The following is a 13923-nucleotide window of genomic DNA, read 5'->3' as shown; positions in this document are numbered from 1 at the left end:
GCGCCCAGGGGCGGGTCGTGCTCGCCCGGCATGCGCAATCGGGCACACCGGTGGCGATCAAGTACCTGGCCGGCGCGGCCGGCGAGGCCGCCCGGGAACGGCTGCGGCAGGAGGCCAGGATGCTCGGCCAGGCGGACAGCCCGCACGTGGCCCGCCTCTACCGGCTCGTCGAGGGACCGGGAACCGCCGCCATCATCATGGAGGCCGTCGACGGCGTCTCCCTCAAGGACGTGCTGGAACGGCACGGGGCACTCGGCCCGGAGGCGTCCCTGACCGTGCTCAAGGGCTCACTGCTGGGCCTGGCGGCGGCGCACGCGGTCGGCGTCGTCCACCGCGACTACAAGCCCGCCAACGTCGTCGTGCCGGCGGACGGGCAGAGCCGCCTCGTCGACTTCGGCATCGCGACGTCGGCCGGGCAGGAGGCGGGCGGTGCGGGCACGGCGTACTACATGGCGCCGGAACAGTGGAACCGGCACGTCGCCACACCCGCGTGCGACGTGTACGCGGCGACCTGCGTGTTCGTCGAGTGCGTCAGCGGGCAGCGCCCCTACTCGGGCGGCCGCGCCGAGCTGATGCGGGCCCACCTGACCGCCCCCGTCCCGGTCGGGGCCGTGCCCGAGCCGCTCCGGCGGCTGGTGGCCCGGGGCATGGCCAAGACCCCGGAGGACCGTCCGCAAGGCGCCTCCGCGTTCGTGGACGAGCTGGAGCGCACCGCCCGGGAGGCCTACGGCGAGGACTGGGAGGCGCGCGGCGTCCGGACCCTGGCCGCGTCCGCCGTCGCCCTCGCCGCCCTGTTCCCGCTGGCCGCCTGGCTGATGCCCGGTGCGGCGTCCGCGACCGGGATGGCGGCGGGCCAGTCCGCCGGGACGGCGGCCGCCGCGCAGGGCGCGGGACACGTTGCCGGGCAGGCCGGAAACGCCGCGGGCGCGGGGAAGGCCGGAGGGACGAGCGCCGTGAAGGCGTTCTTCGGCAGCGGCGCCGGGAAGACGGCCGCCGCGGTCGGAACGGTCGTGGTCGTCGGGGCCGGCGTCGTCGCCGTCCGGGACGTCACCGAGCCGGACCCCGCGCCGAGGCCCCCCGCGACGGTCGCGGCGGCGACCGTCGCCGACGTACGGGACTGCGACACCCTCGGCCCGACCGGCGAGCCGATCACCGCCTCGCCCGGACCCGGAACCGTCCGGCTTCCCGGGCAGGTCGAGATGCCGGAGGGCACGGCCGTATACCGCATGGCGCAGCAGGGGAACTACATCATCGGCCCGGCCGGGGTTCAGTGCCAGAGCTCGTTCGGCATCTCCGGCGGCGCCGACATGGTCGGAGAGGGAGCGGCGGGGACGATCCTGCAGAAGTGGGAGGGCTCGGTCGGCGGGATCATGAGCCAACTCTGCCTGTACTTCCCGGACTCCCCGGGCGCGCAACGTGCCCGCGGCCAGGGCCAGTCGTGCACTGCCTCCGTGACGAACCGGCAGGACCTCCCGACCGGCGTGCCCACGCTCAAGGCGATGCTCGGAATCGAACCGCCGGCAGGCGCCGACCAGCCGCCGTCGCCCTACGTGTCGGTCACACTGGCGACGCGGGGGACGACCCCCCAGACGGAGAGGGCGCAACCCCTCAGGTGCGTCATGCCGTGGCAGAAAGCGGACGTCTGCACCGCCGCCCTCACCTACTGGTTCGTCCAGCGGGCCGAGGGCACGAACGTCCCCAAGGCCGACCTGGACCGTGTCGCGAAGCGCATCGGGCAGTACGTGACCGCGGCGAAGCGGTGAGCGTTCCCACCGGCCTGAGGGTGCCGTCCCCATAGGGCCCGGCCTGCGGGCGGGGCGGGCGCCGGGCCTGGGTAGTCTGGCGTGCGATGAAAGACATGACCATCGTTCACCTGCTGCGGCACGGTGAGGTGCACAATCCCGAGGGCATCCTGTACGGGCGGCTGCCCGGGTACCGCCTCAGCGAGGACGGTGTCCTCATGGCGAAGGCCGCCGCGAAATGGTTCGCCGAACGGGACGTGACCGCGCTGTTCTCCTCGCCGATGCAGCGGGCGCTGGAGACGGCCGCGCCGCTCGGCGACGCGCTCGACCTGCCGGTCACGGTGGACGATCGTCTGATCGAGGCCGACAACCACTTCGAGGGGCTGACGTTCGGGGCCGGGGCGGGTTCGCTGCGCCGTCCGGAGCACTGGTACCACCTGCGCAACCCGTTCCGCCCGTCCTGGGGGGAGCCGTACCGGGGGCTCGCGGCGCGGATGCGCGCCGCCGTGATCCGGGCGCGGGAGACGGCGCGCGGGCACGAGGCCGTGTGCGTCAGCCACCAGCTGCCCGTGTGGATCCTGCGGCTGCACGCCGAGCGCCGCCGCCTCTGGCATCTGCCGAACAAGCGCGAATGCACCCTGGCCAGCGTCACCAGCCTGACGTTCGACGGCAGCCGGCTCGTGGAGGTGTCCTACTGCGAGCCCGCCGCCGGGATCGCGAAGGGCCCCAGTGTCGCGGGTGCCTGACAGCACCGGTACGTTGTGTACTACGTCTTGTAGTAGGAGGGTCCGTTGAGCCCCCGAATCTCCCCTCTGCGCGCCGCCGCCACCGTCGTCGCGCTCTGCGGGCTGCTGGCCGGCTGCGCCGGGTCCAGCGCCTCGGAGAACGGACCGGGCGGGAACGACGACAGGTTCATCTCGGGCGACGGCAACGTCACCGAGTTCAAGCCCGCCGACCGCACGAACGTCCAGGGCGTCAGCGGCGAGCTCCTGGACGGTGAGCCGTTCAAGCTCGCCGACTTCAAGGGCAAGGTCGTGGTCGTCAACTTCTGGGCGTCCTGGTGCGCGCCCTGCCGCGGTGAGGCGCCGTCACTGCAGCACGTCTACACGGAGAACAAGGACAAGGGCGTCGAGTTCCTCGGCGTCAACTTCAAGGACTCCAAGGCGAACGCCGAGGCGTTCGAGCGCAAGTTCAAGATCACCTATCCGAGCCTGTTCGACGCCGACGGCCAGGTCACGCTGGCGTTCCGCGAGGTTCCGCCCAGCGCGATCCCGAGCACGCTCGTCCTGGACCGGCAAGGCCGCATCGCCGCCCGCATCGTGGGCGCGACGACTTACTCCAAGCTCACCCCGCTGGTCACCAAGGTCTCCGCCGAGAAATGAGCAGCCCGGAAACGAGCGGCCGAGCAGGCGGCCCAGAAGTGAGGGGCCGAGACGTGAGCGGCCGACAGGTGAGCGGCCCAGAAGTGAGCACGGCCGGAAAGTGAGTCCCCTCACCGAGACGGTTTTCAGCGGGTCGCTGGTGGTGGCGGCACCGCTGGCGGCGCTCGCCGGGCTCGTCTCGTTCGCCTCGCCGTGCGTCCTGCCGCTGGTGCCGGGCTACCTGTCGTACGTGACGGGCATGAGCGGCGCGGACCTGGCCGACCAGCGGCGCGGACGGCTGCTCGCGGGCACCCTGCTGTTCATCGCGGGGTTCAGCGTCGTGTTCATCAGCTACGGCGCGATCTTCGGGGGCCTGGGCCGGTGGCTGCTGGAGTACCAGGAGACGATCACCCGCGTCCTCGGCGTCGTCACGATCCTGTTCGGCCTCGCGTTCATGGGCCTGATCCCGGGGCTGCAGCGGACGATGAAGTCGGGACGGCTCCCCGCGGCCGGTCTCGCGGGGGCGCCGCTGCTCGGCGTCCTGTTCGGGCTCGGCTGGACGCCGTGCATCGGGCCGACGCTGGGGGCCGTGCAGAGCCTCGCCGTCACCGAGGCCAGCGCCGGACGCGGCGCGCTGCTGTCGCTCGCGTACTGCCTGGGCCTGGGGCTGCCGTTCGTGGCCGCCGCGATCGCCTACCGTTGGGCACTCGGCGCGTTCAGCGCCGTGAAGCGCCACTACCCCCTGGTCATGCGGATCGGCGGGGGGATGCTCGTCCTCATCGGGGTGCTGCTGGTCAGCGGCCTGTGGGGTGACCTGAACATCGAACTGAAGTCGTGGATCAGCGGCTTCGAACCGGTTATTTGAGATGACTGAGATCCAGGACGAAGTAAGAGACGGCGAGTCGGGGACACGGTCGCCCGCCGCGCGGCGGGCGCCGGGGGAGGCGACGCGCCCCGTCGGCATGGGCCCGCTCGGCTGGCTGCGGTGGGGCTGGCGGCAGCTCACGACGATGCGCACCGCGCTGATTTTGCTGTTCCTCGTGGCGCTCGGCGCGGTCCCCGGGTCGATCCTGCCGCAGCGGGGGCAGGCGCCGGGGGACGTCGCGACGTACCTCGAAGAGCACGAGACGCTCGGTCCGTGGCTGGACCGGCTGTCGATGTTCGACGTGTTCGCCGCGCCCTGGTTCGCGGCGATCTACATCCTGCTGTTCGTCTCGCTCGCCGGCTGCGTCATCCCCCGCGCGTCCCACCACTACCGGTCGATGCGGGCCCGGCCGCCGGCGGCGCCCCGCAACTTCGGGCGGCTGCCCCAGTCCGCGAAGTACGAGACGGACACGTCCCCGGAGGACGTCCTCGCCGAGGCGCGCAAGGCGCTGCGCGGGCGCCGGTTCCGCGTGGACGTCTCCGGCGGCGCGGCGTCCGCCGAGAAGGGCTACCTGGGCGAGTCCGGCAACCTGCTCTTCCACGTGGCGCTGCTGGGCCTGCTGTTCGCGCTCGGCCTCGGGAACCTGTTCGGCTACCAGGGGAACGTGCTGCTGACCGAGGGCAAGACGTTCGCCAACTCGCTCAACCAGTACGACCAGTTCAAGCCGGGACGGGCTTTCAACGACGGCGAGCTGGCACCGTTCACCGTGTCGCTGGACGACTTCAAGGTCGAGTACCAGACCGAGGGCGACAAGCGCGGCCAGCCCATCTCCTTCAACGCCGACATGCGCTATCGGGCCAGCCCGGACGCCGCGGAGAAGCCGTACGACCTGCGGATGAACCATCCGCTCGGCGTCGGCGGGGCGAAGGTGTACCTGCTCGGGCACGGCTACGCCCCGACCTTCACCGTCCGGGACGCCGAGGGCAACGTCGCGTTCCAGGACTCGGTGCCGTTCCTGGAGATGGAGCCGCGGAACCAGACGTCCGAGGGCGTCATCAAGGCCCCCGACGCCCAGCCCGACCAGCTCGCCTTCTACGGGATCCTGTGGCCGACCGCGATGGCGAGCGAGGACGGGAAGCAGATCGTCTCGGCGTTCCCGGCGCCGCTCCGCCCGGTCGTCACGATCTCGGCGTTCAAGGGCGACATCGGCCTGGACTCCGGGACCCCGCAGTCGGTCTACAAGCTGGAGGGCCTCGGCGAGACGCTCCACCCCGTCAAGGACGGCCAGAAGCTGCTGGAGCCGGGGGAGACGTTCGAACTGCCCGGCGGCGCCGGGTCGGTCACGTTCGACGGCCTGAAGCAGTACGTGACCCTCTCGGTCAACCGGGACCCGGGACGCGTCCCCGCCCTGGTCGCGGCCATCCTCGCGGTGCTGGGCGTGGCGACGTCGTTCATGGTCAGGCGCCGCAGGGTGTGGGTCCGTGCGAGCGCCGGGAAGGGCGGGCGTACGGTGGTCGAGGTCGGCGGGCTCACGCTGGGGAACCCGACCCCCGAGTTCGACGAGATCGTGACCGCACTGCGCGGCCCCCAGGACGAACCCGGCGACGAAGCCCCCGGCGACGCGGCACCTGACGGCGACGGACCAGACGAAGGGCCCGACGGCGAAGGATCCGGCGGCGAGGGATCCGGCGGCGAAGGACCCGGCGGCGAAGGACCCGACGGCGAAGGACCCGACGGCGAAGGACCCGACGGCGAAGGACCCGACGGCGAACGACCCGACGGCGAACGACCCGACGGCGAACGACCCGACGGCGAACGACCCGACGGCGAAGGGTCGGACGAGGGGTCCGGCGACGAGAGGTCCGGCGGCGACGGACCTGACGACGAGGGGCCCGACAGCGAGCCCGCCGCCGGCCGCGGGGCCGGGCCGGCGGCCGAATCGAAGGAGTGACGAGGGTGAGCACTGCGGAGCTCGCGAACCTGAGCGACAAGCTCATGCTGACCACCGTGGTCATGTACGTGGTCGCGCTGGCCGCCTACGCCGTCGACCTCGGCTTCGGCCGCCGCCGCGCGGCGGCGGCCGGAACGGCGTCGGAGAAGGCGGAGGCCAAGGTCCTGGTGGGCGCCGCGGGCGCCGAGACCGGGACCAAGGACGCCGGATCGGTGGCAGAGGATGCCGACGACGGCGAGGACGAGAGCCAGCGCCCGCAGGTCGACTGGGTCCGCCTCGCGCTCCTGGTGACCGTGCTGGGCTGGGGCGCGCACCTGGGCGTCATCGTGTCACGCGGGCTGTCGGCGAGCCGGTGGCCGTGGGGGAACATGTACGAGTTCCTCACCGCGATCACGTTCGCCGCCGTCACCGCGTTCATGGTCGTGATGTTCCGGTACAAGGCGCGCTTCCTCGGCGCGTTCGTCATGGCCGCCGCCGTCGCCGGGCTGGGTGTGGCGAACATCTGGCTGTACGACTCGGTCGGCCCGGTCACCCCGGCGCTGAACTCCTACTGGATCGCCATCCACGTGAGCGCCGCGATCATCGCGACGGGCGCGTTCACCGTCGCGGGCGCCGCCACGATCCTCTACCTGCTGAAGAGCCGCGCGGAGTCCCGCGGCACCGGCACGGGCGGCATCCTGGCCCACGTGCCGTCGGCCGAGAGCCTGGACCGCCTCGCCATGCGGGTCACGATGTTCGCGTTCCCGATCTGGACGGCCGCGATCATCATGGGCGCCATCTGGGCCGACGAGGCGTGGGGTCGCTACTGGGGCTGGGACCCCAAGGAGATCTGGTCCTTCATCACCTGGATCATCTACGCCGCCTACCTGCACGCCCGCTCCACGGCCGGGTGGAAGGGCCGCAAGGCCGCGGTCCTGTCGCTGCTGGCGTTCGCCGCGCTGATGTTCAACTTCTTCGGCGTGAACTACATGTTCTCGGGCCTGCACTCCTACGCCTGAGCCACATCCACGCCTGAGCCACATCCACGCCTGACGTACATCCACGCCTGAGGCGCGCCCAGCCGTCCGCTGCGCGCCTCAGCCGTCCTCGCCGCGGAGGCGGCGTTCCAGGTCGCGCAGGAACGCCGGGTCGTCGTCCGGTCCGAGCGGGCCGGCGGCGGCCATCCGCGAGCCGAGGACGGCCTGGCGGTTGCGGGGACGGCCGTCCAGCAGCCACAGGACGGAGCCGATGAGGAAGCCGAAGAAGGCGATCGCGAGCCAGCCCGTCTTGGACAGGTGCCGCAGCTCGGACGCGTCGGTCCGGAGCACGTCCAGGCAGCAGTAGATCCAGATACCGAGCAAAAGCAGCGTAACCAGCACGTTTATCACGACAAAAGGGTATCCGTGACTCGCGGGGATGACGCCAAGTCGGGTTCCGGCTTACCCTTCTTGCGGGGCCTTGTCCGTCACGGACTCGATGAGCGTCGCTTGTGAATCCCGCGGGCCCCGTCGACAGAGGAGCCTGATGCGCTTCAAAGGCGTCCATCGCAAGCCCCGGGAGCTGCGGAGCCGGGAGTCGCTCCGTCGCGCGCAGAGCCGCGAGGCCGACGCCGCCGCGTACTCCCCGTCGCCGCCGGACTCCGGGCAGGTGCGGCCCCGCAGCAACCAGCCGCGCGACCGGTTCGGCCGGTTCCGCAAGGCGGGCCGCGACGACGACTACGCGCTCGGCCCGGACCGCGCCGACGCGAATGGCGGCCCGGACGGCGGCGGCGTCGACGGCGGTGACGCGGTGGCCGGGCTCACCGGCCGGTTCGGACGCCGCAGGCCCGGGCGGCCGCGCTCCGGCGACCTCTCGTGGAGCGACTTCGAGCTGGAGGACGACCGGCTGCGCGTGGAGCCGCACCCGCCGGGGACGCCGCACGCCGCCGACGGCCGCCGCGACTGCGGCGCTCTGGAGGGCATCCTCTACCGGCAGTGGGACGTCCGGGAGGGGCCGCCGACACCCGAGGTGATCGGGGCCGTGGACAGCCTGGCGTCGCTGCCCGAGCCGCTGAAGGAGAAGCTCGCGGGCGGGCTCGACGGCATCTACGTGGGGCCCGGCGGCGTCCCGCAGCTCGACGACATGGGCCACCTGCGCGACCGGCCGCTCCCGTCGGGCCGCGCCACCTGGGACATCTGCGCCGGCGCGTACGGCGACCGCAAGATCGTCGTCGGCGACCGGCCGTCCCCGACGCCGGACGTGATGCTGCACGAGGTCGGGCACGCGCTCGACGACATCGACGGCGACGACGGCGAGTGGACGTCCGACAGCCCCGCCTTCAGGAGGCTCTACGAGGAGTGCAGGCCGCATCTGGCGAGCGACTTCCACCGGCAGCCCGACGCGCTCGGCCGCCGCGAGTTCTTCGCGGACGCGTTCGCCGCGATCTCGTCCCGGCAGCGCCCCGCCCTCGTGGATATGCTCGGCGGCAGCATCCGGACCGCCCTGGAGGTCATGCTCTTCTTCAACCGCCGGTACGGGATCTAGGGGAGGGGTGATCGAGGATGTACGTGATCCGGCTCCCCGACGGCACGCTCCGGGTCCCGCACAGCGTTCTCGAGGAGCCCGCCGAGCCCGGGTCCGCGGCGGGCGAGGGGCCGATCATCGCCGACGCCTACGTCGAGATCGGGCCGGGCGACCCCGGCTACGACCGGCTCCTGGGCGAGTCGCTCACCGAGGAGGAACTGGAGGAGAGGCGCCGCCGCTGGCGGGACGAGGACGCGGACCTGCTCCGCCGGTTCGAGGAGTGGAAGGCGGGGGAATCCGGAGACCAGGCGTAATCGAGGATGAATTCGAGCGGGGCCGAATTCAGACGGGGGACGAACTCAGACCGGGGATGGGCTCAGGCTCGGACGTGGAGGAGTGGACCCCGGCCGCCCGGGCGAGGGATTTCCCGAGGGACTGCCACGGCGCGGTGCGGCAGCGGCCGGGGCGGCGGGGACCGGGGTCAGCGGGCCGAATGCTCGACGATGGGCTCTTCGCCGCGCAGCAGCGCGTGCACCTCTGACTCGCGGAAGCGCCTGTGCCCCCCCGGGGTACGGATGCTGCTGATCCGTCCCGCGGCGGCCCACCGGGTGACCGTCTTCGGGTCGACCCGGAAGAGGGCGGCGACCTCCCCTGGGGTCAGCAGGCGCTCGCTCGTGCTCTCCACGTTTTCTCTCCCCCTTTGTCCCGCTCTCGGCGCGGGTGGACTGTTTAACAGTGTGGCGGGTCAAGACCGATTTCTCCCTTGTTTTCGGAAAAGATCACGGTCCGTAGTTCGCCGAGCAGGAGCGATCACGGTCGGTGCCCGCGTCATCGGTAACGCAGATCACGTTGACCCCGTTTGACCTGCCAAGTCACGTGCGGAACGGGCCGCCGGGCGCCCCCGCCCGCCGCGCGAAGTAGTCTCCCAGAACATGTCCGATCTTGTATCGCTGCCGGAGATGGAACGTGCCGCCGAGCGCATCGCGGGCGTCGCCGTCCGGACGCCGCTCGTCCCGTTCCCGCGCGACCCCGCCCCCGCCGGCGATGGCTCCGCCGGCGATGACTCAGTCGGCGACGGCTCCGCCGCTGGGGAGCCGTCGCTGCTGGTGAAGGCCGAGTCGCTGCAGCCGATCGGCGCGTTCAAGCTGCGCGGCGCGTACGCCGCCATCTCCGCATTGCCCCGGGCCGAGCGCGAGCGCGGCGTGGTCACGCACTCCAGCGGCAACCACGCGCAGGCCGTCGCCTACGCGGCGCGGGCCCTCGGCACCAAGGCCGTGCTGGTCATGCCGCACACCACCCCGGCCGTCAAGGTCGACGCGTGCATGGCGCTCGGCGCCGAGATCGTCTACGTCGAGCCGACGTCGCAGGCCCGCGCCGAGACCGCGGCCAAGCTCGCCGGCGCGCACGGCTTCGCGATGATCCCGCCCTACGACGACGCCCGGGTCATCGCGGGCCAGGGCACGGTCGGCATCGAGATCGTGCAGGACCGCCCGGACGTGGACGTGGTCCTCGTCCCGGTCAGCGGCGGCGGCCTGATCGCCGGGGTGTCCGCCGCGGTCAAGGCGCTGCGCCCCGAGGCCGTGATCGTCGGCGTGGAACCCGAGCTCGCCGCCGACGCCCGCGAGTCGATGGGCGCGGGACGTCCCGTCGCCTGGGACGCGGAGGCGACCGGCCGCACCATCGCCGACGCCCTGCGCGTCCAGCGGGTCGGCGACCTGCCCTTCGCGCACATGCGCGCCCATGTGGACGGGATCGTCACCGTCACCGAGGACGAGATCAGAACGTCGATGCGCCGCCTGGCCAGGGAGGCCCGCCTGATCGCCGAGCCGGCGGGCGCCGTGGCCACCGCCGCATACCTCTACCGCCGCCCCGAACTCCCGGCCGGGCGCACCTACGTATCGATCCTGTCCGGCGGCAACGTCGACCCGAACCTGTTCTTGGACGTGCTCAAGTGAGCCGCTAGGCGTCTTCCTTGCTGACGGATTTGCGGAACCTCGCCCGCTGGGCGCGGACACCGGACAAGACCGCGGAGGACATCCGGTCACGCTGCACGGACAGGAGGACGTAGCTGACGACGCCGCTGATCAGCAGTGCCAGCATCAGGAGCAGGAACCCGCGGGCCCCGGCCAGCGCCAGCACTCCCATGGTCGCCAGGAAGATAGCGAGCCGCGCGGCGGTGTAGAAGATGACGGAACGCATGGTCCTTCGAGGCTACCCGCAGCCATGGTGACCTGCCCCTGGGCCCCGGGGTGGAGAGCGCCCGGGGAGCACGCACCCCGGGTCACCGGCCTCGCCCCCCGGGGCCTCTAGGGTGGGGGCATGAGCCGCGCCTCCCTTGACAAGAAGCCCGCCGATGTCGCGGCGATGTTCGACGGGACCGCCGAGCGGTACGACCTGCTGAACACGCTGATGACCGGCGGGCAGGACCGGCGGTGGCGGCGGCGGGTCGTGCGGGCGGTGGAGGCGAGGCCGGGCGAGCGGATCCTCGACCTCGCGGCGGGGACGGGGACGTCCTCGGTGCCGTTCGCCGAGGCGGGCGCCGACACGGTGGCGTGCGACTTCTCGCTCGGCATGCTGCGGGTGGGCGTGCGGCGGCAGGCGGCCGTGCGGCGGCTGGGCTTCGTGGCGGGGGACGCGCTGCGGCTGCCGTTCGCGGACGGGTCGTTCGACGCGGTGACGATCTCGTTCGGGCTCCGCAACGTCGCCGACACCGGGCTGGCGCTGCGCGAGTTGCGGCGGGTCACCAGGACGGGCGGGCGGCTGCTGGTCTGTGAGGTGAGCCACCCTCCGAACGGGCTGCTGGCGCTCGGGCACAAGGCGCACCTGAGGTACGGGCTGCCGCTGCTGGCGCGGGTCAGCTCCAATCCCGACTCCTACCGTTATCTCGCCGAGTCGACGCTCGAGTGGCCGGACCAGGCGGCGCTGGCCCGGCTGATCCAGGGCGCGGGCTGGGACGGTGTGCGCTGGCGCGACCTCACGTTCGGGGTGGCGGCGATGCACCACGCTGTCAATCCGGGATGAGCCGCGGGCGGCTGGCGCGGCGGGACCGATCCAACCCGGACCGGCCCAGAAGTACGCACCAGTCGTGATAAAGGAATAGACTCCCCACCGGATCTCTTGTGAAGTGCTTCACAAGCGAACGAGCTGAAGAGGAACGCCGTGACCGACTCCGCCCGGCACGCAGATGTCATCGTCGTCGGGGCAGGCCCCGCCGGATCGTCCACCGCCTATTGGCTGGCGCAGGCCGGCCTTGAGGTGTTCCTGCTCGAGAAGTCCACCTTCCCGCGCGACAAGATCTGCGGTGACGGCCTCACCCCCCGCGCCGTCCGCGCCCTCATCGGGATGGGCGTCGACGTCAACGACCCCGGCTGGGGACGCAACAAGGGCCTGCGCATCTACGGCGGCGGCGTCAAGGTGGAGCTGCCGTGGCCGGAGCTGGCGACGTTCCCCGACTTCGGGCTCGTCCGCAAGCGCACCGACTTCGACCAGCTCCTCGCCGAGCACGCCGCGAAGGCCGGCGCCCGGCTGCTGCAGGGCTGCAACGTCACCGGCCCGATCCTGGACGAGCGCACCGACCGCATCACCGGCGTCACCGCCACCCACGAGGGCGAGGACGTCGAGTTCCACGCGCCGCTGGTCGTCGCGGCCGACGGCGGCTCGACCCGGCTGTCGCTCGCCATGGGCCTGCGGCGGCGCGAGGACCGCCCGATGGGCGTCGCGGTCCGCCGCTACTTCCAGACGCCCCGCCACGACGACGACTACATGGAGGCGTGGCTGGAGCTGTGGGACGGCGAGCGCCTCCTGCCCGGCTACGGCTGGGTCTTCGGCGTGGGGGACGGAACGTCCAACGTCGGCCTCGGCCTCCTCAACACCAGCAAGGCGTTCCAGAACGTCGACTACCGGGGCATGATGCGGCGCTGGTGCGCGCAGATGCCCGAGGACTGGCAGTTCGACGAGGACCACGCGACCTCGAAGATCCGCGGCGCGGCGCTGCCGATGGGCTTCAACCGGCAGCCGCACTACACCCGCGGGATGCTGCTGGTCGGCGACGCCGGCGGCATGGTCAACCCGTTCAACGGGGAGGGCATCGACTACGCGCTGGAGTCCGGCCGGCTGGCCGCCGACATCATGGTGCAGGCGCTCGCGCGCCGCACCCCCGCGCAGCGGGAGCGGACGCTGTACGAGTACCCGCGGATCCTGAAGGACGACCACGGCGGCTACTTCACGCTGGCCCGGCTGTTCGTCCAGGCCATCGGCGACCCGCGCCTGATGAAGTTCCTCACCGCGCACGGGCTGCCCCACCCCACGCTGATGCGGTTCACGCTCAAGCTGCTCGCGAACCTGACCGACCCCAAGGGCGGGGACTCGATGGACCGCGTCATCAACGCGATGCAGAAGGTGGCGCCGTCGGCATGAGACACAGCGGCATGAGACACGGCGGCATGAGACACGGCGCTGGGCACCCGTCCGAATTCAAGCTTCCGCAGGTGAGCGGACTAAAGTGCATGACCGACCCCCTGAGGGGAGCCCTATTTGATCACCTTGGCTAGGGTGGCGGCCCGCCGCGGGCCCGTCCCGTACAACGTCGTACGTTCCGAGGAGAGGCCGTAGCGGTATGGATCTCTATATTCCGCTCATCGCACTGGGGGTGCTCGCCTTCGCCTTCGCCGCCGGCTCGGTGGTGATGGCCTCGTTCACCGGGCCCAAGCGGTGGAACCGCGCCCGGCTCGACGCATACGAGTGCGGAATCGAGCCGACCCCGCAGCCGGTCGGCGGCGGGCGCTTTCCGATTAAGTACTACCTGACGGCGATGCTGTTCATCATCTTCGACATTGAGATCATCTTCCTTTACCCCTGGGCGGTCGCGTTCGACCGGATGGGGATGTTCGCCCTTGTCGAGATGGTCCTTTTCATCGCCGCCGTCCTAGTGGCGTACGCCTATGTGTGGCGGCGCGGCGGTCTGGAGTGGGACTGACATGGGTCTTGAGGAGAAACTTCCCAGCGGCTTCCTGCTGACCACGGTCGAGCAGGTCGCGGGATGGGCGCGCAAGAGTTCGGTGTGGCCGGCGACGTTCGGCCTGGCCTGCTGCGCGATCGAGATGATGGCGGCCGGCGACCCCCGGCACGACTTCTCCCGGTGGGGGATGGAGCGTGCCTCGGCGACGCCGCGCCAGGCCGACCTGATGATCGTGGCGGGCCGGGTGAGCCAGAAGATGGCCCCGGTTCTGCGCCAGATCTACGACCAGATGACCGAGCCGAAGTGGGTCATCGCGATGGGCGTGTGCGCCTCTTCCGGCGGCATGTTCAACAATTACGCGATCGTGCAGGGCGTCGACCACGTCGTCCCGGTGGACATCTATTTGCCGGGCTGTCCGCCGCGGCCGGAGATGCTGATCGACTCGATCCTGAAGCTGCACGACCAGATCCAGAACACCAAGCTCGGCCCGCAGCGCCAGAAGCAGATCGCCGAGCTCGAAGAGGCCAAGCGGCGCCGGCTTCCGCTGCTCGGACAGGGGGCCTGAT

The 13923-nt window shown here is 71.6% G+C and carries 16 protein-coding genes; 13 read left to right on the top strand and 3 right to left on the bottom strand.

The annotated features are described in order from the left end of the window. The 6 genes from E1285_RS46570 to ccsB form a co-directional block, all read left to right on the top strand. The coding region (locus E1285_RS46570) for a serine/threonine-protein kinase (RefSeq protein ID WP_207946551.1) at positions 1–1763 on the top strand (1763 nt) is incomplete at its 5' end. A gap of 86 nt (positions 1764–1849) precedes the next feature. After that, a complete protein-coding gene (locus E1285_RS12060; RefSeq protein WP_132151201.1) occupies positions 1850–2488 on the top strand; it encodes a histidine phosphatase family protein in 639 nt (212 codons plus the stop codon). A 45-nt stretch (positions 2489–2533) separates the two neighbouring features. Next, positions 2534–3124: a TlpA family protein disulfide reductase gene (locus E1285_RS12055; protein WP_243722730.1), complete on the top strand. Its 591-nt coding sequence runs from the start codon at positions 2534–2536 to the stop codon at positions 3122–3124. 100 nt (positions 3125–3224) lie between these two features. Continuing rightward, entirely contained in the window at positions 3225–3968 is a 744-nt protein-coding gene (locus E1285_RS12050; protein ID WP_132151199.1) for a cytochrome c biogenesis protein CcdA, read from the top strand. A 1-nt stretch (position 3969) separates the two neighbouring features. Then, positions 3970–5919: a cytochrome c biogenesis protein ResB gene (locus E1285_RS12045; RefSeq protein WP_207946550.1), complete on the top strand. Its 1950-nt coding sequence runs from the start codon at positions 3970–3972 to the stop codon at positions 5917–5919. 5 nt (positions 5920–5924) lie between these two features. Further along, positions 5925–6917, top strand: a complete 993-nt coding sequence (ccsB, locus tag E1285_RS12040; protein WP_243722729.1) for a c-type cytochrome biogenesis protein CcsB — start codon at positions 5925–5927, stop codon at positions 6915–6917. A 78-nt stretch (positions 6918–6995) separates the two neighbouring features. On the opposite strand, the gene E1285_RS12035 is transcribed toward ccsB, so the two are convergent. After that, positions 6996–7277: a PLDc N-terminal domain-containing protein gene (locus tag E1285_RS12035; RefSeq protein WP_243722728.1), complete on the bottom strand. Its 282-nt coding sequence runs from the start codon at positions 7275–7277 to the stop codon at positions 6996–6998. Between the two features lie 145 nt (positions 7278–7422). Here E1285_RS12035 and E1285_RS12030 point away from each other — a divergent pair, with 145 nt between their 5' ends. Then, entirely contained in the window at positions 7423–8421 is a 999-nt protein-coding gene (locus E1285_RS12030) for a hypothetical protein (protein ID WP_132151195.1), read from the top strand. A 17-nt stretch (positions 8422–8438) separates the two neighbouring features. Then, positions 8439–8714: a hypothetical protein gene (locus E1285_RS12025; protein WP_132151193.1), complete on the top strand. Its 276-nt coding sequence runs from the start codon at positions 8439–8441 to the stop codon at positions 8712–8714. 167 nt (positions 8715–8881) lie between these two features. Here the strand turns inward: E1285_RS12025 and E1285_RS12020 are convergent, their stop codons facing one another. Continuing rightward, positions 8882–9085: a BldC family transcriptional regulator gene (locus E1285_RS12020; protein ID WP_131877188.1), complete on the bottom strand. Its 204-nt coding sequence runs from the start codon at positions 9083–9085 to the stop codon at positions 8882–8884. 247 nt (positions 9086–9332) lie between these two features. On the opposite strand from E1285_RS12020, the gene E1285_RS12015 reads away from it, so the two are divergent. After that, on the top strand, positions 9333–10355 hold the full coding sequence (locus tag E1285_RS12015) for a threonine/serine dehydratase (protein WP_132151191.1): 1023 nt from the start codon (positions 9333–9335) through the stop codon (positions 10353–10355). Between the two features lie 4 nt (positions 10356–10359). Here the strand turns inward: E1285_RS12015 and E1285_RS12010 are convergent, their stop codons facing one another. Continuing rightward, positions 10360–10599, bottom strand: coding sequence for a DUF4229 domain-containing protein (locus E1285_RS12010; protein ID WP_132151189.1), 240 nt, complete (start codon positions 10597–10599; stop codon positions 10360–10362). Positions 10600–10719: 120 nt separating this feature from the next. Here E1285_RS12010 and E1285_RS12005 point away from each other — a divergent pair, with 120 nt between their 5' ends. The 4 genes from E1285_RS12005 to E1285_RS11990 all read left to right on the top strand — a co-directional run bounded on the left by E1285_RS12005 (position 10720) and on the right by E1285_RS11990 (position 13922). Then, positions 10720–11421, top strand: coding sequence for a demethylmenaquinone methyltransferase (locus E1285_RS12005; RefSeq protein ID WP_132151187.1), 702 nt, complete (start codon positions 10720–10722; stop codon positions 11419–11421). 138 nt (positions 11422–11559) lie between these two features. Continuing rightward, the gene (locus E1285_RS12000) at positions 11560–12816 is read left to right on the top strand and encodes a geranylgeranyl reductase family protein (protein WP_207946549.1); all 1257 of its coding nucleotides are present in this window, start codon (positions 11560–11562) and stop codon (positions 12814–12816) included. Between the two features lie 199 nt (positions 12817–13015). Further along, a complete protein-coding gene (locus E1285_RS11995) occupies positions 13016–13375 on the top strand; it encodes an NADH-quinone oxidoreductase subunit A (protein ID WP_132151183.1) in 360 nt (119 codons plus the stop codon). A 1-nt stretch (position 13376) separates the two neighbouring features. Then, complete coding sequence (locus E1285_RS11990) at positions 13377–13922, top strand: NADH-quinone oxidoreductase subunit B (RefSeq protein WP_132151181.1); 546 nt, start codon at positions 13377–13379, stop codon at positions 13920–13922. The last annotated feature ends 1 nt before the right edge of the window (position 13923 follow it).

The sequence above is a fragment of the Actinomadura sp. 7K507 genome, from assembly GCF_004348425.1.
Lineage (GTDB): Bacteria > Actinomycetota > Actinomycetes > Streptosporangiales > Streptosporangiaceae > Spirillospora.
This window is presented reverse-complemented; position numbering and strand designations above follow the sequence as displayed.